Annotated in this window: 16 protein-coding genes; 7 read left to right on the top strand and 9 right to left on the bottom strand. The window is 41.2% G+C overall.

From position 1 onward, the window contains the following. Window positions 1-92 precede the first annotated feature (92 nt). The 4 genes from FTV30_RS09930 (at window position 93) to FTV30_RS09915 (ending at window position 4,901) form a co-directional block, all read left to right on the top strand. A complete protein-coding gene (locus FTV30_RS09930) occupies window positions 93-701 on the top strand; it encodes a hypothetical protein (protein WP_257228922.1) in 609 nt (202 codons plus the stop codon). Window positions 702-709: 8 nt separating this feature from the next. Continuing rightward, window positions 710-2,716 carry a site-specific integrase gene (locus tag FTV30_RS09925; protein ID WP_005267067.1) on the top strand — a complete coding sequence of 669 codons (2,007 nt, stop codon included), beginning with the start codon at window positions 710-712 and terminating at the stop codon, window positions 2,714-2,716. Beyond that, entirely contained in the window at window positions 2,717-3,202 is a 486-nt protein-coding gene (locus tag FTV30_RS09920) for a hypothetical protein (RefSeq protein WP_005267068.1), read from the top strand. Between the two features lie 136 nt (window positions 3,203-3,338). Further along, complete coding sequence (locus FTV30_RS09915; RefSeq protein ID WP_180001522.1) at window positions 3,339-4,901, top strand: flotillin domain-containing protein; 1,563 nt, start codon at window positions 3,339-3,341, stop codon at window positions 4,899-4,901. A 64-nt stretch (window positions 4,902-4,965) separates the two neighbouring features. On the opposite strand, the gene sucD is transcribed toward FTV30_RS09915, so the two are convergent. The 9 genes from sucD to sdhC form a co-directional block, all read right to left on the bottom strand. After that, entirely contained in the window at window positions 4,966-5,856 is an 891-nt protein-coding gene (gene sucD, locus FTV30_RS09910; RefSeq protein WP_005096290.1) for a succinate--CoA ligase subunit alpha, read from the bottom strand. Between the two features lie 12 nt (window positions 5,857-5,868). After that, window positions 5,869-7,035, bottom strand: coding sequence for an ADP-forming succinate--CoA ligase subunit beta (sucC, locus tag FTV30_RS09905; RefSeq protein ID WP_005096289.1), 1,167 nt, complete (start codon window positions 7,033-7,035; stop codon window positions 5,869-5,871). A gap of 172 nt (window positions 7,036-7,207) precedes the next feature. After that, the gene (gene lpdA / locus FTV30_RS09900; RefSeq protein WP_005096288.1) at window positions 7,208-8,638 is read right to left on the bottom strand and encodes a dihydrolipoyl dehydrogenase; all 1,431 of its coding nucleotides are present in this window, start codon (window positions 8,636-8,638) and stop codon (window positions 7,208-7,210) included. A gap of 95 nt (window positions 8,639-8,733) precedes the next feature. Then, complete coding sequence (gene odhB, locus FTV30_RS09895; protein ID WP_005171964.1) at window positions 8,734-9,948, bottom strand: 2-oxoglutarate dehydrogenase complex dihydrolipoyllysine-residue succinyltransferase; 1,215 nt, start codon at window positions 9,946-9,948, stop codon at window positions 8,734-8,736. Between the two features lie 18 nt (window positions 9,949-9,966). Further along, window positions 9,967-12,789 carry a 2-oxoglutarate dehydrogenase E1 component gene (locus FTV30_RS09890; protein ID WP_074383181.1) on the bottom strand — a complete coding sequence of 941 codons (2,823 nt, stop codon included), beginning with the start codon at window positions 12,787-12,789 and terminating at the stop codon, window positions 9,967-9,969. An 822-nt stretch (window positions 12,790-13,611) separates the two neighbouring features. Beyond that, the gene (locus FTV30_RS09885) at window positions 13,612-14,322 is read right to left on the bottom strand and encodes a succinate dehydrogenase iron-sulfur subunit (RefSeq protein WP_005171970.1); all 711 of its coding nucleotides are present in this window, start codon (window positions 14,320-14,322) and stop codon (window positions 13,612-13,614) included. A 14-nt stretch (window positions 14,323-14,336) separates the two neighbouring features. After that, window positions 14,337-16,235 (bottom strand): succinate dehydrogenase flavoprotein subunit, encoded by a 1,899-nt coding sequence (gene sdhA / locus FTV30_RS09880; protein WP_180001521.1) that lies wholly within the window; start codon window positions 16,233-16,235, stop codon window positions 14,337-14,339. Window positions 16,236-16,247: 12 nt separating this feature from the next. Continuing rightward, complete coding sequence (gene sdhD / locus FTV30_RS09875) at window positions 16,248-16,613, bottom strand: succinate dehydrogenase, hydrophobic membrane anchor protein (RefSeq protein WP_005096282.1); 366 nt, start codon at window positions 16,611-16,613, stop codon at window positions 16,248-16,250. Beyond that, entirely contained in the window at window positions 16,613-17,011 is a 399-nt protein-coding gene (sdhC, locus tag FTV30_RS09870) for a succinate dehydrogenase, cytochrome b556 subunit (protein WP_074383085.1), read from the bottom strand. Before sdhC ends, sdhD begins: the two co-directional genes overlap by 1 nt. Window positions 17,012-18,019: 1,008 nt before the next feature. Between sdhC and gltA the strand changes: the two genes are divergently transcribed. The 3 genes from gltA (at window position 18,020) to FTV30_RS09855 (ending at window position 21,948) form a co-directional block, all read left to right on the top strand. Continuing rightward, a complete protein-coding gene (gltA, locus tag FTV30_RS09865) occupies window positions 18,020-19,294 on the top strand; it encodes a citrate synthase (protein ID WP_005096279.1) in 1,275 nt (424 codons plus the stop codon). 151 nt (window positions 19,295-19,445) lie between these two features. Then, the gene (locus FTV30_RS09860; protein ID WP_074383086.1) at window positions 19,446-19,949 is read left to right on the top strand and encodes a hypothetical protein; all 504 of its coding nucleotides are present in this window, start codon (window positions 19,446-19,448) and stop codon (window positions 19,947-19,949) included. A 373-nt stretch (window positions 19,950-20,322) separates the two neighbouring features. After that, window positions 20,323-21,948: an NAD+ synthase gene (locus tag FTV30_RS09855; RefSeq protein ID WP_180001520.1), complete on the top strand. Its 1,626-nt coding sequence runs from the start codon at window positions 20,323-20,325 to the stop codon at window positions 21,946-21,948. Window positions 21,949-22,014: the final 66 nt, after the last annotated feature.

The following is a 22,014-nucleotide window of genomic DNA, read 5'->3' as shown; positions in this document are numbered from 1 at the left end:
TCTTGACTCAAGCATTAATGCAGTACGATCTTCAAAGTTAAGATGATGGTATGACAATTTTATATACTCCATAAACCCTTTAAATTAATTAGGTGGTTTATGTCGCACTTCAAGTTTTACTCTGCCCTGTTTCAAACAGAATCTATAAAATAGTTCTAAAAAAATTCTCAGTTTACCGTGAATTAGTGCATCATGATTTTGATGTTTTTGTACGTCACTATGAAGAATTGAATATAACTGAGAGTATTGAAAATCTGGCTAAAGGCACAAAGGCCTTACAAATTTTCTTAAAAAACAAAGAAATTTCATTAGATACACCTGAAATAAATCAGAATATCTCAGAAACGTCTGAGATCGAAGATAGCAATATTATTCAGTTTACACCATTAGGTAATTGCTCACAAAAACATAATGATAGTACTTCAATATGTTCTGATTATTTAGCTTGTTTATTTTGTAAAAACTTTAGCATTGTAAATAGTCAATCCCAAATTCATAAGCTTTTAGATTTTAAAAATATCTGCATATCACAAATGATGGACATTTCTTCCTCATATAATAAAGAGTCTTCAACTGGTATTGCCATCAAAGAATTTAACACTCGTATTGATTATATTCTGAATCTATTAAAACAGAACGACCCTAAATTATACAGTATGGCTGTAATTAATTACAAACCAAATCATTTTTTCTCTCTATAGGTTTTATAATGTCTGACCTACATCACGTTCTTGAATCTATCACTATTATAGATGGTGAAGGGAATATATCATTTAAAGAATATAGTATAGAATTATTGGAAGAATTGAATAATAGGATTATTTTCAAAATTCCTGAAAGAAGAGACGGCCTGCATCAAGTAAGCTTTAATGATAATAGATGGGTTAAGCGAGATGAAACTAAAGTTATATCTTTCGCATCATTAACTCAAGAATTTGAATATGAGCTTAAAGCTATATTTTTAAGTGCAGTTTTTCTTGGAAGAAAAAGAAATTACAAAAAAATTAAATGGAGCTCGATGACTACAAAATTTAGAATATTAAAATCTTTTGCACTAATTTTAATGGATAACAACTTAAGATCATTTAATGATTTAAATAAATTAAAATCATTAAAACTACAGATAATCGCTAAATCTTTTTGTGATTCTTATGATACTAAACGTGACATTCTAAATACTGTTTGTTTTGCTCTAGAAACATACAATTTTATCACGCCTGAAACTTATGAAAGACTACTTTTAAGCAGAACAGATAAAGAAGCTCATAAAAATAAAACACTTTCTTCATATGAATCTAATAGTTTCCCTATTATTCCCGACCATGTTTTACTCAAAACTTTTGATGCAATTCAAAATTATAAAAAAAAGTTTTTTGAAAAATATAAATTGTGGTCTAAATATAATGCTAAAGAAATTCAGAATATAAAAAAAGGCAATTATAAAGTTGATAATGGAGAATATTTATCTTACAGAGAACATGATGGTTTAAATTGTGGCAACTTTATTAATTTTCTAAATCAATTCAGAAAAGTTGTAATTTTCAATACGCTTTTATTTACTGGTATGCGAAAAGATGAAGTAAAGGAGATTACAAATACCAGTTTATTTGAGGATGAAGGGATTTTTTATATTACTTCTTCATTAGGTAAAACAGTTGAGAATAGATTGGAGCTATCATGGATTAGCTCACAATCCTGTAATGAAATGCTTAATCTTTTAGTTGAGCTTAACAAAAAAGTTAAGCATAGAGTTCAGGCTGTTATTAATACTAATGATCCACGTTTTAGTGAAGAATATATTAATCATTTAAAAACTAATCTAGCAAATGAAAAAGTATTTAGCGTTAATTACTCCTTAAACAGATGCATATTTGACACTATGGGTTACATAAAGAAAGGTGAAATGAATAAAGACTATTCAATTTTTAAGATTGCTTTAGATAAGCATGATATTGCTCAACTCGAATTTTTAGATTGTAACTACAAATCCACAGTGAAAAGTTCAAATAATTATATGGTCAAATATGAGGATGGTGACTATTTTAATTTTTCTCCACACCAATTCCGTCATACATTTGCTTATTTCATGATTACTAATAATTTATGCACGATTAGGGAAATAAAACATCAATTCAAACATTTGCGGAGTGCAATGTCATTTATTTACTCCAGGCGTGGTATTTATTCTGAGTTAATCAATCATTCTAAATCTTTTGATGAAACTATTAAGATAAAATCCCTTATGGGTTTTTCAAACTCTATAGCTAAACAACAGAGTATTGGGGGTGGTGTTAAATTTATTTTAAATGCCTTAAATCTCAAAGACTTTAAATATAATATTTCGGTAGATCCAATCGCATTTAACAATCTTGATCAAATTAATACATATCTGATCCAAAATAAGGACTCAATTAACTTCTTACCTCATGGCTTTTGTATGAATGGGTCTGATTGTTCCCTAAAGTCAGTTGCAGAACCTTTAAGCTGTATTAACTGTCATGGATACGTTACTACTAATAAAAATCTTCCTTTCTGGAAGGGTTTACTTGAAGATATTTCTGCCAAGTTATCTAAAATGTATCAGTTACCTATTGATAGAAGAGAAAAATTCGAAAATTTAATTTTAAATCTTGAGCAAAAACAAAAACAATTAACAGAAATTATTAATGCTCTCGATGGTAAAAAAATTCAAGTTAATGAAATTGAGGTGGTTTAAATGATGAAAGATTTAAACGATAGTATTAATGGCTTAATAAATTATTTAGAACTTAATTCTATTGATGAATTAAGCGCATTACCTATTGATAATGATTTAATAGGTAAAGTCGGAAATTATCTTCTAGAATCTAAAGAAAAGATTACCACTTCTAAAGTTGCTGACTTATTAGGTATAAACCGTGCATCTATCTATAATACTTACCCAAAATCGGCCCAATATCTACAAGCACTTATTGCTCAACAGAAAGCAATTAATAATCAAAAAAATCTTGCTAAAAGAAATAGTTCAGTTAAAAAGACTACTGGAAAATCTCCAAAATTTAGTGAGCTTAATGAAGAAAAGATTGAAAGATTTATGTCAATTATAATGAGCTTAGAGTATCAGAAGAAAAGACAGGAAAAGCAGATTAATCAGCTTAAATCTACAGTAGCAAGTTTACAATCGGAGATTCGAGAGTATAAAAAAACGCTTGGAATCTACTAATTTGAGCAACCTTAACGGTTGCTAGAATTCGCTATTTTTTCCAAAAGTGTTAAGAAAAGTGTTAATTTTTGCCTTTCCAAAACTTTTTAATAAAAACAAAGAATTAACAAAATTCTTAACAAAATGATATGACATTATAGTTGTTTTGGGTGGAGGAGCAATCGTGCTCCCAGTCTTGCATGAAATCATTCAAGTCAATATGAACACCCTGCGTCTTGAAGTGCGCCGTGCAGATGATCAGGCACTGATTACCCGTGACCGTATGCGCGTGGATGTCATGGCCGAATTCTATGTGCGGGTCAAACCTACTGCTGATTCAATTGCAACAGCTGCACAAACGCTCGGGCAAAAGACCATGTCACCGAATGAATTAAAAAATCTGGTCGAAGGCAAATTTGTCGATTCACTACGCGCAGTAGCAGCAGAAATGGCCATGGAAGAACTGCATGAAAAACGGGTCGACTTTGTACAAAAAGTACAGCAAGTGGTTTCAGAAGATTTGCATAAAAATGGTCTGGAATTGGAAACCGTTTCCCTGACTGGCCTGGATCAAACTGGATTTAAATATTTCAATCCACAAAATGCCTTTGATGCTGAAGGCCTGACCAAGCTCACTGAAACCATTGAAGATCGTCGTCGCAAGCGAAATCATATCGAGCAGGATACCGACCTGGCGATCAAAACTAAAAATCTGGAAGCAGAACAGGCGCGCCTGCAAATCATTCGTGAAGAAGAATATGCCAAGCTGCAACAGGAACGCGAAATTGCCATTCGCCGTGCCGAGCAACTGGCTGAAATTTCTGCTCAGGAAGCCGGTAAAAAACGTGAAGCAGAAGAAGCACAAATTGCTGCTGAACGAGAAGTCGACCTCAAGCGTATTTTAGCGGCCCGTGATGTAGAAAATGAGAATATCCAAAAAGCGCAGCTGATTCAAAAAGCCCAAGTCGAACAAAAGAAAACTATTGAGCTGGCCGAACAGGATCGTGCCATTGCCATTGCAGAAAAATCTCGCGCCGAATCTGAAGCCAAAGCGCAAGCCGATCAGGCACGTGCTCAAGCGGTAAAAGCGGAAGAAGAAGTCATCACTGTACGCCAAATCCAGCAGGCAGAGCGTCAAAAAGCGGTTGAGCTGGTCGCAGCCAAAGAACACGCGGAAAAAGATGCAATTGCGATTACGGTTGCCGCTGAAGCCGGAAAACAAGCCGCAGCAGATGATGCCGAAGCAGTACGTATTGCTGCTGAAGCTGAAGCCGAAAAGGTTCGTCTTAAGGCCAAAGGTGAAGCGGACGCAAAAATTCTACTGGCTCAGGCGATGGAAAAACAGTATCAGGTCGATGCAGAAGGTACCCGTGCAGTCAACGAAGCCAATAATGTGCTGTCACCTGAACAGGTCGAAATGCAGATTCGCCTAGCCATGTTGAAATACTTGCCTGAAATTATCCGGGAAAGTGTTAAACCGATGGAAAATATTGATGACATCAAGATTCTTCAGGTCAATGGCCTGCATGGCAGTCATGCCGGTTCCTGTCAGACAGATGCACATCATGAAAATGGCAATGTTGCCCTGTCAGATCAGGTGGTAAATAGCGCCCTGCGTTATCGCAGCCAAGCACCCTTAATTGACAGCCTAATGAATGAACTTGGTATTCAGGGTGGTGATATTAATGGTATGACCCAGAGTCTGAAGGCTAAAACTTAAAAATAGAATGAGATATAAAAAAGCTCCCAACTGGGAGCTTTTTAGTGCATGTTTAATCTATAAATCAAACCAAACCTTTATCTTTCAATACTTGCAACATGGTTGAACCAAGTTCCGCAGGACTGCGGGTATATGCCATACCCGCACGCTCAAAGGCAGCAAATTTTTCTTCAGCAGTTCCTTTACCACCTGAAATAATTGCACCCGCATGCCCCATACGCTTGCCTTTAGGTGCGGTAACACCTGCAATATAACCGACCACAGGCTTGGTGACATGAGCCTGAATATATTCCGCTGCCTCTTCTTCTGCGGTACCACCAATTTCACCAATCATAATAATGGCTTCAGTCTGAGGATCGTCCTGGAACAGTTTCAAGCAGTCAATCTGGTTCATGCCCGGAATCGGATCTCCCCCGATCCCGATACAAGTAGACTGACCCAGTCCAAGCTTGGTGGTCTGCGCTACGGCTTCATAGGTCAAAGTCCCTGAGCGCGAGATAATTCCAATTTTACCCGGCTGATGAATATGACCCGGCATGATCCCGATCTTACATTCACCCGGCGTAATAATGCCCGGACAGTTTGGCCCGATTAAACGCGTGCCATTACCATTGGTTTCCAGATAACGCTTGGCTTTAAGCATGTCGATGGTCGGTACACCTTCAGTGATCACCACAATTAACTCAATGCCCGAATCAACCGCTTCAACAATAGAATCCAGCACAAATGGTGCAGGAACATAAATCACCGAAGCATCTGCGCCAGTTTCTTTCACCGCTTCGCGCATGGTATTGAATACTGGTAATTCCAGATGGGTTTGACCACCCTTACCCGGTGTTACACCACCGACAACTTTGGTGCCGTAAGCCAAAGCCTGCTCAGAATGAAATGTGCCGTTTTTTCCTGTAAAGCCCTGTACCAATACTTTGGTGTCTTTATTCACTAATACGCTCATGATTGATACTCCTTAAGCTTTTACAGCAGCAACGATTTTTTCTGCAGCGTCAGCAAGACCATTTGCAGAAATCAATTTCAAACCTGATTCATCCAGTAATTTTGCACCCAGTTCCGCATTGTTGCCTTCGAGGCGAACAACCACAGGAACGGTCACATTTACTTCCTGAACCGCCGCAATAATTGCTTCTGCAATCATGTCACAACGTACAATTCCACCAAAAATATTAATCAACACACCCTGCACAGAGTGATCTGCCAGAATAATTTTAAAAGCTTCAATCACGCGCTCTTTGGTCGCACCACCACCGACATCGAGGAAGTTGGCAGGTTGACCACCATAAAGCTTGATAATATCCATGGTTGCCATCGCAAGACCGGCACCATTCACCATACAGCCAATGTTCCCTTCCAATGCCACATAGTTCAGATCAAATTCAGATGCTTTGAGTTCACGTTCATTTTCCTGAGACTTATCACGTAGCGCAGCCACTTCAGGCAAACGGTACAGTGCATTCGAATCAATCCCGATTTTGGCATCCACACACAGAATATCGCCATTTTCACGTACCGACAGCGGATTGATTTCAAAAAGTGCAAAATCATTGTCTACAAATGCCTGATAAGCAGCAGTCATGACTTTAACAAATTGATTAATTTGGCCATCTTTGAGTTTTAGGGCAAAAGCCACTTCGCGAGCCTGAAATGGCATGAGCCCCACTAAAGGATCAACTTCAACTTTAATAATTTTTTCAGGGGTTTCTTCGGCCACTTTCTCAATTTCAACACCGCCTTCAGTCGATGCCATAAAAGTAATGCGGCGGGTTGAACGATCGACCACCGCACCCAAATAAAGTTCGCGCTCAACAGGATAAACATCCTCAGATACTAAAATGCTATTTACCGGCTGACCATTGGCATCGGTCTGATAAGTTACCAGGTTTGAACCGATGATCTGGTTGGCATATTCAGCAGCCTCGGTAGCCGATTTAACGACTTTTACACCACCGGCCTTCCCACGACCACCTGCATGCACCTGAGCTTTCAGTACTGCGAACTTTCCACCTAACTGCTCAAAAGCATGTACCGTTTCATCGGCATTGGTGGCAAGTATCCCTTCCTGTACCGGCATACCATATTTTTTTAATAGCGCTTTTGCTTGATACTCATGTAAATTCATTCAATAACCTTTTATTACTTCTTTGCCTTGTTATAAACCCACCAGTACCCAGACGTCCGTCAAAGCAGTACCAGCATTTCTTAAAATCGTTATCTTTATTTTTAGATGATTGTTCCCATAAAAACAACCATGAAATGTAAAAAGAGCGACCTAAGCCGCTCTTTTTTTAATTTTATTTACGTTTGCGTTGAATCGCATGAATCGCACGACCATCGACCGCAAGTGCAGCTTCGTGTACCACTTCAGAGAAAGTTGGATGACCAAAAGTCATCAACTGTAGATCTTCAACTGAAGATACAAACTCAAGTGCAATCATACCTTGGTGTACGATGTCAGACGCAGCAGGTCCAATCACGTGCATACCCAATAGACGATCTGTTTTCGCATCAGCAACAAACTTCACAAAACCAGCATTTTCGCCAGCAGCCATTGCACGGCCGTTTGCAGCAAAACCGAATTGACCGGTTTTCACTTCGTGACCTTTGTCTTTGGCTTGCTGTTCTGTTAAACCAACCCACGCCGCTTCCGGATGGGTATAGATGACAGAAATAATCGTGTCGTAGTTGACTTGAGCGGCATGACCGTGAATACGTTCAACGGCCATTACGCCTTCTTCCATGGCTTTATGCGCAAGCATAGGACCACGAACCAAGTCACCAATTGCGTATACGCCGTCCACAGACGTTGCACACCAATCGTTCACTTCAACCAGACCACGCTCAGTCAGTTTAATGCCGCAATCATCCGCCAATAAACCTTCAGCATAAGCACGACGGCCTACACATACGATTAACTTGTCGAAAGTTTGAGTCTTGTCTTCACCGCCCTGAGTGTACTTCACAGTCACTTCAGAACCGTTCACTTCAGTACCAGAAACTTTCGCACCAACGCGAATATCAAGACCTTGCTTAGTCAACAGTTTTTGGTAGTCTTTTGCCAAGGCTTTATCAGCCATTGGTAAGAATGCATCCATTGCTTCAAATACAACAACTTCAGCACCCAGACGACGCCAAACTGAACCTAATTCAAGACCGATAACGCCCGCACCAATTACGCCTAATCGTTTAGGTACTTCTTGGAATTCAAGTGCGCCAGTTGAGTCAACAATAATGTTTTGATCAACAGGTGCAGATGGGATATTGATTGGCACAGAACCAGTCGCAAGAATCACGTATTTTGGTTCTAAAATTTGAGTTTCGCCTTCATGAGAAACGAACTCAACTTTTTTACCGGCAAGTAATTTACCTGTACCTTTTAACCATTCAATGCCATTGCCTTTCAGCAAGCCATCAATACCCATGGTCAATTGGTCAACGATTTTGTCTTTACGCGCTAAAAGTTTAGCAAGATCAAATTTCACTTCACCCGTGGTAATACCGTGATCATCTAGATGCTGCACTGTATCTTCGTAACGGTGAGAAGAATCAAGCAAAGCTTTAGACGGGATACAACCCACGTTTAAGCAGGTGCCACCTAAAGATGGCTTGCCTTTATGAATACGTTTTTCGATACACGCAACTTTGAAACCAAGTTGAGCTGCACGAATTGCTGCTTCGTAGCCGCCCGGGCCACCACCAATTACGACTAAATCGAATTGAGACATGTTTATCTCCAAATAATCCCCTTTAATCTCCCTTCAAAAGGGAGACCTAAGCCCTCTTTTTAAAAAGGGATTAGGGAAGATTCTTAATAAATAAATTACAGATCAAGGATAAGACGCGCTGGCTCTTCTAACAATTCTTTGATTGTTACAAGGAAACCGACTGCTTCTTTACCATCGATTAGACGGTGGTCATAAGACAATGCAAGGTACATCATAGGCAAGATTTCTACTTGACCATTCACTGCCATCGGACGTTCCTGGATTTTATGCATACCCAGAATCGCAGTTTGTGGCGTGTTCAAGATCGGAGTAGATAACAATGAACCGAAAGTACCACCATTGGTAATCGTGAATGTACCGCCAGTCATGTCTTCGATGCCTAATTTGCCATCACGCGCTTTCGCAGCGTATGCACGAATACCGTTTTCAACTTCGGCATAGTTCATGCGGTCTGTATCACGAAGTACAGGAACCACCAGACCACGCTCAGATGAAACTGCAACACCAATGTCATAGTAACCGTGATAAACAATGTCATCGCCATCGATTGATGCATTCACTGCCGGATAGCGTTTTAGCGCTTCAGTTGCTGCTTTAACAAAGAATGACATGAAGCCAAGACGTGCACCATGACGTTTTTCAAACGCATCTTTGTATTGAGCACGCATTTCCATGATTGGTTTCATGTTCACTTCGTTGAACGTGGTCAACATTGCAGTTTCTTGAGTCGCTGCAAGTAAACGTTCAGCAACACGCTTACGAAGACGTGTCATTGGAACACGTTTTTCGATACGTTCGCCCACAGCAACGCTTAATGGCGCAGCAGCAGGAGCAGCTGGTTTCGCTTGGTGGTTTGCCACATCTTCTTTGGTGATGCGACCGCCACGACCTGTACCCGCAACATCAGCTGCTGCAACACCAGATTCAGTCAATGCTTTACGCACTGCTGGCGCTTGGTCTTGTACTTGCTGACGTTCAACGATTGGTGAATTACCTGCTTCAGTATTCGCCGCAGCTTGTTCAACTTTCTCTTCAGACTGAACTGCTTGAGTTTGAGCAGCGCCAGAAACAGCACCTTCTTCAAACTGTGCAATGACTTCAGCTGAAAGTACAGTGTCGCCTTCATTTTTAATGATAGAGGCAATTGTACCGTCTGCAGGAGCAACAACTTCTAAAACAACTTTATCAGTCTCAATATCACAGATCACTTCATCACGTGATACTGCTTCACCTGGTTGTTTGTGCCAAGTTGCGATCGTACCGTCCGCAACTGACTCTGGGAATACCGGTGCTTTAATTTCGGTTGCCATTACTTAGAATCTCCTGGATTATTCAGCGTCGATCGCAAGCGCGTCGTTGATGAGCTGAGCTTGTTGTTTTGCATGCAAATATGGTGAACCACAAGCCGGTGCAGCAGATGCTTCACGGCCAGCGTAGCTAATACGGACTTGTTTATCCGCTTTCATCACATCGTCATATAGACGCGGAGCGATGAACAACCAAGCACCTTGGTTTTTAGGCTCTTCTTGTGCCCAAACCAGTTCTTTCACATTTGGATATTGTGCAAGGACTTCTGTCAGGCGTTTTTCTGGGTATGGATATAATTGTTCAATACGCACAATCGCAGTATTGTTCAATTCTTTTTCACGACGTTTTTCAATCAGGTCGTAATACACCTTACCACCACACAGAACCAGACGGGTTACATCTGACTTGTTGATGTTATCCACTTCATCAATCACGGTCTGGAAGCTACCGTTTGCAAGTTCTTCTAGCGTAGACGTTGCAAGTTTGTGACGAAGAAGAGACTTCGGTGAAGTCACGATCAATGGCTTACGGATTGGACGAATCGCTTGACGACGTAAAGCATGATAAATCTGTGCAGGTGTGGTCGGTGTGATCACTTGCATGTTGTCTTCAGCACATAGCTGTAAGAAACGCTCTAAACGTGCAGATGAATGTTCCGGACCCTGACCTTCAAAACCGTGTGGAAGAAGCATGGTCAAACCACAGACACGTTCCCATTTGGTTTCACCAGACGAGATGAACTGGTCAATCACAACCTGTGCACAGTTCGCGAAGTCACCGAATTGCGCTTCCCAAATGATCAAGCTCTTAGGAAGAGTCGTCGCATAACCATATTCAAATGCCAATACCGCCATTTCTGACAACAATGAGTCATAGATTGCAGTACGCGGCTGGTTTTCTTTCAGGTTACACAGCGGAAGATAAGTTGAACCATCGACCTGGTTATGCAGTTTTGCATGACGGTGCGAGAAGGTACCACGACCTACGTCTTCACCGGTTAAACGAAGCAAGTAACCATCATCTAGTACAGTTGCATACGCCAGAGTTTCAGCAGCACCCCAGTTCAGTGGCATTTCACCCGTTTGCATTTTCAGACGGTCATCGATCACTTTCGCAACCTGACGCTGCATCACGAAGCCTTCAGGAAGTTCGCGCATTTTCGCGCCAAGTTCTTTTAGACGCTCGATCGGGAAAGTCGTATCCCATTCGTCTGTGTAGTCATGACCCAAGTAAGGCGTCCAGTCCACAAACATTTTCTTGTTCGGTTCAAGTACCAGCGCATTGGCAACGTGATTACCCGCTTCCAGATCTGCACGGTAATTTTCAACCATTTGATCTGCATTTGCACGATCAAGAACACCCTGTTGTACCAGTTGATCCGCATAAAGCGTACGCGTGGTCGCTTTCTTGCTAATCACTTGATACATCATTGGTTGAGTTGCAGCCGGCTCATCCGCTTCGTTATGACCACGACGACGGTAGCAGAACATGTCAATCACAACGTCTTTACGGAAAGTATGACGGAAGTCATGAGCCAATTGTGAAATGAATACCACAGCCTCAGGATCATCACCATTGACATGGAAGATCGGTGCCTGGATCATTTTCGCGATATCAGTACAGTATTCTGTAGAACGCGCATCACGTGGATCAGAAGTGGTGAAACCCACCTGGTTATTAATCACAATGTGCACTGTACCACCCACGGTATAACCGCGAGTTTGTGACATCTGGAAAGTTTCCTGGTTGACGCCCTGACCTGCAAATGCAGCATCACCATGTACGATTAATGGCAATACGTCATCGCCGCCAATGTCTTTACGACGTACTTGACGTGCACGTACCGAACCCTCAACCACAGGGCCAACGATTTCCAAATGTGACGGGTTAAACGCCAATGCCAAGTGAACTTCGCCACCTTGGGTCATCACGTTTGAAGAGAAGCCTTGATGGTACTTAACGTCACCAGAACCTTTCTTGTGAATCGATTTACCTTCAAATTCACCAAACAGGTCAGCCGGGTTTTTACCCATGATGTTAACCAAAAGGTTCAAACGGCCACGGTGAGGCATACCGATTACAACTTCTTTACAGCCAACAGAACCTGCACGCTGAATAATTTCGTTAACCATCGGGATGAATGATTCACCCCCTTCAACGCCAAAACGTTTTGCACCAACAAACTTATTACCTAGATATTTTTCCAGGCCTTCAGCTGCGGTTAAACGTTCAAGGACATGTTTCTTTTGTTCAGCATTAAAACCATATTGACCGCGTGCACTTTCCAGACGTTGTTGAATCCAACGTTTCTCTTTGGTGTCCACGATGTGCATGTATTCAGCACCGATTGAACCACAGTAAGTGGCTTCCATTGCCTGAACCATCTCAGCCAAAGTCGCTTCTTCTTTACCGATCGCCAGGTTGCCAGTATTGAATACCGTATCTAGGTCCGACTGAGTTAAACCATGCGCAGCAAGATCTAGATCAGGCACAACTTCACGTTTCGCCAAACCTAATGGATCCAGTTTTGCTTTCTGGTGACCACGATTACGGTATGCAGCAATCAGCTGTAACACGCCAATTTGGCGACGTTCATGCTCTGAGCTGACAGTTGATTGAACAACAGGCTGAATACGGCTTGAATTACGACCTAAAAGTAGGAATTGCTCACGTACATTACTGTGTGGTTGATCACCTTTTGGGAATTTACCGAAGTATTCTTGCCAGTCAGCACCTACTGAATCCGGAGCCGTCAAATACTGCTCATAAAGTTCTTCAATATACGCTGCACTATCAGCGCTAAGTTCAGTGTCAAGACGCAGAGCGTCAGCAACTTCTTGCATTTGTGGACCCATTTCCTATTGCAAAAACATTTTCAGGATGCTTTTTAAGCAAAACCCAGGATTATTAGCGTCAGATTGGTAATATGACACTAGTCCCCCATAAGGCATAAGCCATGAGGCGTTATCACCACACCAAGAAAATCTTGATATGTTTAATGAACAATAACACCCCTCAGCGGTATCATTACTCATTGAATACCCGATCGAAACCGGGCAATTTTTTGCAAATCGACTTAGAAAAAAACAAGTAGGAACAAAGATTTTTTCTAAAGCGACTCAAGCCTACCTTTATATACCAGTCCCTGGTTATGCAATGTTTAAAAAATGTACCTGAAATGGCATTTTCTAAAGATAGTCATAGGCTAAATGCTAACATGTTCTCAAGTTTTCAATTGATTTTTTTGACACATACCTTTCATAAATTGGCTAAATACAGTTCAGATATTTTACTCTAACCTATGGTGCTTTATCTCAAAAATAGATTCAATGTAGACTTAAGTCCTAAGCATTTCCGATAAATAAAAAGAGAGCAAACCTTTCAATCCACTCCCTCCTTAAATTTCCGTTATATAATAACATCGTTCTTGTTATTTTTCAGGTCAGTTTTACAGCTAAAAATCATAAATACCCCAAATAATTACATGTTCTTCTTCTATGGCACTTAACATCACCCGTCATTTCCTGACTACCTGACTCAACTTTATACATTTTAAGTATAGTATCTTTATTTTTATCTGATGATTTTTTATTTTGCTTCAATGGTTTGCACAAAAAAAGCACACCTTGTGGTGTGCTTTTTTCCAAACTGCTATCAGCAGCCTATTAACCTGCCATATCTAAAAGCATATTACGGATATGACCGATTGCTTTAGTTGGGTTCAAGCCTTTAGGACACACAGATACACAGTTCATGATGCCTTTACAACGGAACAATGAGAATGGATCGTCAAGACGAGCCAAACGCTCTTGTGTTCCAGTATCACGCGAGTCAATGATGAAGCGGTAAGCGTTCAACAATGCTGAAGGACCCAGGAACTTGTCCGGGTTCCACCAGAATGACGGACATGAGGTTGAACAACATGCACATAGAATACATTCATACAGACCATCAAGATGCTCACGCTCTTCAGGAGACTGTAAACGTTCCTTTGGAGGCGCAGGCTGGTTGTTAATCAAGAATGGATGGATCTTGTTGTACTGATCGTAGAACTGGTTCATGTCAACCACCAGATCTTTCACTACAGGAAGACCAGGCAATGGACGAACAGTAATTTCATTTGGTAAATCGTTCAGGTTCCAAAGACACGCCAAACCATTTTTACCATTGATGTTTACACCATCAGAACCACAAATACCTTCACGACATGAACGACGGAACGTTAAAGATTCGTCTTGTACTTTTAATGCTAGAAGTGCATCAAGCAACATACGGTGCTTGTCAGTCAATTCCAGTTTAAAAGTCTGCATGTACGGTGCTTTATCCTTGTCAGGATCATAGCGGTAGATATGAAATGTACGAGTACCTCTACTCATCTGAATTCTCCTGATTAGAATGTACGTGGTTTAGGTGGAATCGCGTCAACCGACAATGGACGGTAACGAACTGGCTTGTACTCAAGACGGTTGTCCACAGAGAACCATAATGTGTGCTTCATCCACTCATCATCACGACGACCATATGGATAATCCGCATGATCCGGTGACAATTCGAAATCTACCACAGTATGCGCACCACGACATTCTTTACGCGCAGCAGCTGAAATTAAGGTCGCTTTTGCAACTTCATACAAGTTTTCAACTTCTAATGCTTCAACACGTGCAGTGTTAAATACTTTAGATTTGTCTTTCAAATGAATATTACGAACACGTGGCTCAATTGCAAGAATCTGCTTTACACCTTCCTCAAGTAGTGCCGATGTACGGAATACACCTGCATGATCTTGAACGATGTCACGAATCGCATCTGCAACTTCCTGAGCATTCTCACCTGTTGTGGATTCGTCAAGTTTACGAATACGCGCAACCGTTTGCTCAAGTACCGTTGTTGGTAGTGGCTCGTACTCATCACCGTGATGTTTAGTCACATAATCGATGATGTGTTTACCCGCAGCCTTACCAAATACCACCAAGTCAAGCAGTGAGTTGGTACCTAAACGGTTTGCACCATGTACAGATACACATGAACATTCACCAATTGCATAGAAACCTTTCACTGGCTTAGTGAAATCACGTTCGGCTGCATTGGTCGAATAAACATCGGCATCCTTGTTGTAATGTGCCGCCAGCGCTTCAGTTTCGCGTGACTCAGGCACAACAACCTGACCATGAATATTGGTTGGAATACCACCCATTTGGTAATGGATTGTTGGTACTACTGGAATTGGTTCTTTGGTGATATCCACGTTCGCGAATTTCTTGCCAATCTCGAATACCGATGGCAGACGCTTCATGATCGTATCCGCACCTAAATGCGTCATATCAAGCAGGATATAGTCACCCTTAGGACCACAACCACGACCTTCTTTGATTTCCTGGTCCATAGAACGTGATACGAAGTCACGTGGCGCCAAGTCTTTCAAAGTTGGAGCATAACGCTCCATGAACGGTTCGCCATCTTTGTTACGAAGGATTGCACCTTCACCACGACAGCCTTCAGTCAGCAATACACCTGCACCCGCAACACCCGTAGGGTGGAACTGCCAGAATTCCATATCTTGCAATGGAATACCTGCACGCGCCGCCATGCCAAGACCGTCACCAGTATTGATATAGGCATTGGTAGATGCACGGTAAACACGACCCGCACCACCGGTAGCAAACAATGTGGCCTTACCTTGGAATACGGCAATTTTACCAGTTTCCTGGTCAATTGCAGTGACACCAAGTACGTCGCCTGCTTCGTTACGGATCAAATCAAGTGCGATCCATTCTACGAAGAATTGCGTACCCATTTTCACGTTGCTTTGATAAAGCGTGTGAAGAAGTGCGTGACCTGTACGGTCGGCAGCAGCACATGCACGTGGCACCGCTTTTTCACCGTAGTTCGCAGAGTGACCACCGAATGGACGCTGGTAAATTGTACCATCAGCGTTACGGTCAAATGGCATACCCAAGTGTTCTAATTCGTATACCACTTGAGGTGCTTCACGCGTCATAAATTCGATTGCGTCTTGGTCACCTAACCAGTCCGAACCTTTTACTGTGTCGTAGAAATGGTAGTGCCAGTTATCTTCTTGCATATTACCAAGAGATGCACCAATACCACCCTGCGCTGCCACAGTGTGAGAACGGGTTGGGAAAACTTTGGTCAGTACCGCAACTTTCAAACCAGCTTGAGCAAGTTGGTAAGACGCACGCATACCTGAACCACCACCACCCACGATGACTGCATCGAAGGTTTCGTGTGGAATATTTGTGTAATCTTCTTTAGGGTTTATAGCGCCCATGATTGTTTCCTATCAATTCGCCCAAAAAATCTGGATCGCCCAGATTGCATATGCCAACACAGCAATAATCACTGCTGAAGTCAGTACAATACGCAAACCATTCGCCGAAGGACCCATTTGACGAGTCGTCACATAGTCTGTGAAAACTTGCCACATACCAATCCAAGCGTGTGCAACAAGAGATAAGACTGACAATAAAGATAGAATCTTCATTGGAGTTGTCATCATGAAGCCATACCATTGTTCATAGCTGAATCCACTGTTACACAGGATCCAACCCAAAATAACAACGGTATAAACAGCCAAAATAACAGCACTAACACGTTGGAGAAACCAATCGCGAGAACCTGAACCTGTTAAACCAGTAGCGCTTTTCATTAGAGTACGATCCATACAAATGCTGCAACAATACCGATTGCAGACAAGATTAATGCGATAGTAGATGCGACACGGCCACTTTCTAATTCTTCAGCAACGCCAATGTCAGCAAGTAAATGCTTAACACCCGCAATAAAGTGAAAAATCAAGCCGGCGACAAATACCCATACAATGAAGCGAACAATGAAACCATTCATGATTTCTTGAACTTGCGCAAAACCTTCAGGTGAAGACAGTGATTTGTCTAAAATCCAGAGAAGGACCGGTACGAGTAAGAATACGATAACACCTGAAAGACGGTGTAGAATTGATGCAATAGCCACGGGTGATTTTAAGTTTACTTCTAAAACTTGACCCATGGACAAATTGACAGGTCTGTTGCTTTTCACAGCGGGCATCCTGTAAGTAAAAACTCCATCCGGAGTTTGTTGGAATTAATTCGAAGGAAAGCTGGCATTCTTAGGCAAATACATGCCTAAAATCAAAACGACACTGAATTATAAAACGTCAACTATTAAAACACAAACAGATGGATTTGGCTTTTTCAAGAAAAACCCTTTAAATAAGAATCATTAACAACAACATGTGAGGTTCTTTAGTGACTAAGAATCCACTAATTTTCATCTATATAATTGTTTTTAAATAATTAACTTGATCAATTTACTCTGTTATTCTTTTTAAAGCCAATTACCGCTATTTAGACTAAAGATGCACAGTTACAGCACAAATCTTATTTAAAATCTCGATTTAATTTAAATGGAAATCAAGCTCATACAGGTAGTGCAGCAGTTATTAAGATGGGTCTGCTTTCAGGTATAATTATAACCTGAGCTTAAAGAGTCACTTAGACTGCACTCGATGATGGGTTTTTTGATCGCTTTAGAGGATTTGGATTCGAAAAATCACTCATTTATTTTTAGACTGGGGATCTTTGCTGCAAAGTTGGCCATTTATTAAGCTATTTTTTAATCAATTGAATCAAGTCAAAAATTTAATTAATTGCTTTTATTTATAATTCTGCATGTGCAAAGGAAATGAGTAAAAACCATGTAAGTTATGAGATTTATATAGTTTTAACAACTCCCAATAAGATCAGCGATACTTTTTCGCAGCATTTCTTAGTCTGAAAAAACGCTTACAAATAATTCAGGCCCTCTATTTTTTTCTGCACCTCTGTTTAAATTTGACTTATTATAGAGGTTTGATGCTGTGATTTTACTGAACTTTTTATACCAAGATGGTGTGACTAAGCCGCTGTGCAAGCGTCATTTTTTCATCCATAAGTATAATTGACAAAATTTCAGTACTCACTAATCTTATAGCAAATTTTTGATCCATCCGTTTTGTGCATTAAAAGATTGATAGACAACTCGGATATACATTCACCAGGACAGGAGATCTATTGAATGTCTGAAGCAACTGGCAAGAAAGCCGTTTTACAGCTTGATGGCAAAGAAATTGAACTACCAATTTACAGCGGCACATTGGGCCCAGATGTAATCGACGTTAAAGATGTGTTGGCTGCAGGTCACTTTACTTTTGATCCTGGTTTTATGGCAACAGCGGCGTGCGAGTCTAAAATCACCTTCATCGACGGTAACAAAGGTGTACTTTTACACCGTGGCTACCCAATTGATCAATTGGCGACTAAAGCTGATTACCTAGAAACTTGCTATTTACTTCTTAATGGCGAACTTCCGACTGCTGAGCAAAAAGAAGAATTCGACGCTAAAGTACGTAACCACACAATGGTTCACGACCAAGTTAGCCGCTTCTATAACGGTTTCCGTCGTGATGCGCATCCTATGGCGATTATGGTGGGTGTTGTTGGTGCGTTATCTGCGTTCTACCACAACAATCTGGACATCGAAAATGTTGATCACCGTGAAATCACAGCGATCCGTTTAATTGCGAAGATCCCTACTTTAGCGGCTTGGAGCTACAAGTACACAATCGGTCAACCGTTTGTTTACCCACGTAACGACTTGAACTACGCTGAAAACTTCCTTCACATGATGTTCGCGACTCCTGCTGATCGTGATTACAAAGTTGATCCTATCCTTGCTAAAGCAATGGATCGTATCTTCACGCTTCATGCTGACCATGAACAAAATGCCTCTACGTCTACAGTACGTTTAGCTGGTTCTACTGGTGCTAACCCGTATGCATGTATTGCTGCTGGTATCTCGGCACTTTGGGGCCCTGCTCATGGCGGCGCGAACGAAGCTGTTCTTAAGATGCTTGATGAAATCGGCTCTGTAGAAAACGTTGCTGGCTTCATGGAAAAAGTGAAGACTAAAGAAGTTAAACTGATGGGCTTCGGTCACCGAGTTTACAAAAACTTCGATCCACGCGCGAAAGTCATGAAAGAAACTTGTGACGAAGTTCTTGGTGCGCTTGGCATCAACGATCCACAACTTGCTTTGGCTATGGAACTTGAACGTATTGCGCTTTCTGACGAATACTTCATCAAACGTAACCTATACCCGAACGTAGACTTCTACTCAGGTATCATCCTTAAAGCGATTGGTATCCCGACAGAAATGTTTACTGTGATCTTCGCGCTTGCACGTACTGTTGGCTGGATCAGCCACTGGTTAGAAATGCACAGCGGTCCTTACAAGATCGGTCGTCCTCGTCAGCTTTATACTGGTGAAGTTCAACGCGATATCGCTCGTTAATTCGAACGGCGTTGCAAGACAGAAAAACCACCCTTTGGGGTGGTTTTTTTAGTGCTGACAAAATCCTACATATAGCCTCTTTAATCCATTTTAAAATGCATGAACCTCAACCATATTCATAGATTGAAAACTTGAACAGGATCTGTGCTTGATGTTGTTGTATGCCCTACCGTTTATTTTAAGATTCATCCGTTTTGAACAGTTTAAGTGCCGTAACTTAACGGCCGGTGAAATCAGAATCTGTCAGCAGGTATTTGGCAATCTGATTGACTATTCGGCAGTCAGAATCATGAATCACCCTTATTTACCCTGGCAATCCAGCCATGTGATTATGGCGCCCAGTGGTTATATCCATGCACGAAATTTAAATTATCGGGAAGACTATTCATGTGAAAGCTTGGCCTATCAAGCACTGTTTATTCATGAGATGACCCATATTTATCAATACCAACAGCAGATTAATGTGGTTTTAAAAGGCGCATTTCTACAAAGTGCTTATTTTTTAAGCTTAGGGAAATATAATCCTTACAAATATCAATTTAATCCCAACAAATCATTTTCACAGTATAATATTGAACAACAAGGTGATATTGCCCGAGATATTTTTCTTAAAAAAATACCCAATATTATTTTAGATAGCCAAACAATTGTTTGATATATAATCATTTTTATTCAAAATATCATCTTGATTTGGCATTTTGAAAATTAAGGCCATGAATAAATGATTTAAATCCTGAGATTTATTCATGTGCAGAAAACCTACATATTCTTTATTTTTGGATAATAACTTTTCATTTCAACATTCATTCTCGCAAAACAGCTCTAGCTTCTGGATTAAATTTCGATAAAATAACCCAAGTATGATATTTTAGCTCGCAGATCAAGATTTAACGATCATGTGATAAAGACGTTTTTTCTTTTGCCATTTGGCATTTTTTTTAAGTATCAAAATGCACTCAGCTGGATAATTAGAATTATAAAAATCAGTGATTTAGTGTATTAACCTATAGGAATAGGATTTAATTGGAATGAAAAGTTTTAAAATTGCGATTGCTCAGCTCTCTCCACATGTGGGCAATTTGGATGCAAATACTCAAAAAATGATTGATCAGGCCAATCAGGCTAAAAAAGATAAGGCTGATCTGATTATCTTCCCTGAGCTTGCAATCTTGGGCTACCCTGCAGAAGATCTATTAATTCGTCCAAGTCTGGCCAAACGCACCAAAGCTGCTTTTGAAAAACTGACTGAAGTCAAAGATATTGTGATGGTCTTCGGTTTTGTAAATCAAACTGAAGATGGCCAGCGTTATAACTCAGCAGCCGTCATGAAAGATGGTGAGGTGCTGGGTATTTATAACAAACAGGTGTTGCCAAACTATGGTGTATTTGATGAAAAGCGTTATTTCAGTGAAGGTCATCAACATCTGGTATTTGAATATCTCGGACACAAATTTGGTGTGCTGATTTGTGAAGACGCATGGTCTTTAGCTACTGTACAGCAGCTGGCAAAACTCAATATCGAAACTGCTCTGGTACTGAATGCCTCTCCATATGAAGTGGGTAAACCACAACACCGTATCGAGACCATGGCAGCTCTGGTAAAACAATTGAATATCAATCTGGTCTATTGTAACCAGGTCGGTGGTCAGGATGATCTGATCTTTGACGGTACCAGCTTTGCGTTAAATAAATCTGGCGAAGTCGCGCTACAGGCCCCAAGTTTCCAGGAAAGCCTTTCTATCGCAGAATATGATGCTGAACAGCTTCAATTTAGCAAAGGTACAATTACACCTGCGCTGGACACCATGGCTGAGATCTATCAGAGCCTGGTGATGGCAACCCGTGATTATGTACAGCGTTCTGGCTTCCCCGGCGTGATTCTGGGCCTATCGGGTGGGATCGATTCTGCCCTGACCCTTGCGATTGCTGCAGATGCCATTGGTGCAGACAAAGTTCAGGCGGTCATGATGCCTTATACCTATACCGCACAAATCAGCGTAGAAGATGCGGCTGAACAAGCAAAAAATATGGGGGTAACCTTTGGTATTGCCGAAATCAATCCGGTAGTAAACGGCTTTATGCAGGTACTCTTCCCGTTCTTTGGAAGCGCCCCGGCAGATGCGACTGAGGAAAACCTGCAAGCACGTTCGCGTGGCACCTTATTAATGGCGCTTTCCAACAAGTTCGGCAATCTGGTGCTTGCGACCGGAAATAAATCTGAACTGGCTGTGGGTTATTGCACGCTGTATGGTGACATGGTCGGTGGCTATGCCGTCTTGAAAGATGTGTACAAAACCATTGTGTTTGAACTGGCGAAATATCGTAACAGTATTTCAGAAACACCCGTGATTCCAGAACGTGTCATTACTCGCCCACCATCAGCAGAATTGCGTCCAGATCAGGTCGATCAAGACTCTTTACCTTCGTATGACATTCTGGATGCCATCCTGTATTCATACATCGAAGAAGACATGAGTCAAGACGATATTATTGACAAAGGTTTTGATGCCGAGGTGGTGAAAAAAGTCATCCGTCTGGTCGACATGAATGAATACAAGCGCCGCCAAGGTGCAATTGGACCACGAATCAGTTCACGTTCTTATGGGCGCGAACGTCGTTATCCAATCGTCAATGGCTGGAAAGCAGGTAACTAAGCCCTTTTCTTAGTTATTTAAATCGAATCGCCCGAGTGAATACTGGGGCGATTTTTTTATATCGAC

It is taken from the genome of Acinetobacter sp. YH12255 (genome assembly GCF_013417355.1).
Lineage (GTDB): Bacteria > Pseudomonadota > Gammaproteobacteria > Pseudomonadales > Moraxellaceae > Acinetobacter > Acinetobacter pseudolwoffii.
This window is presented reverse-complemented; position numbering and strand designations above follow the sequence as displayed.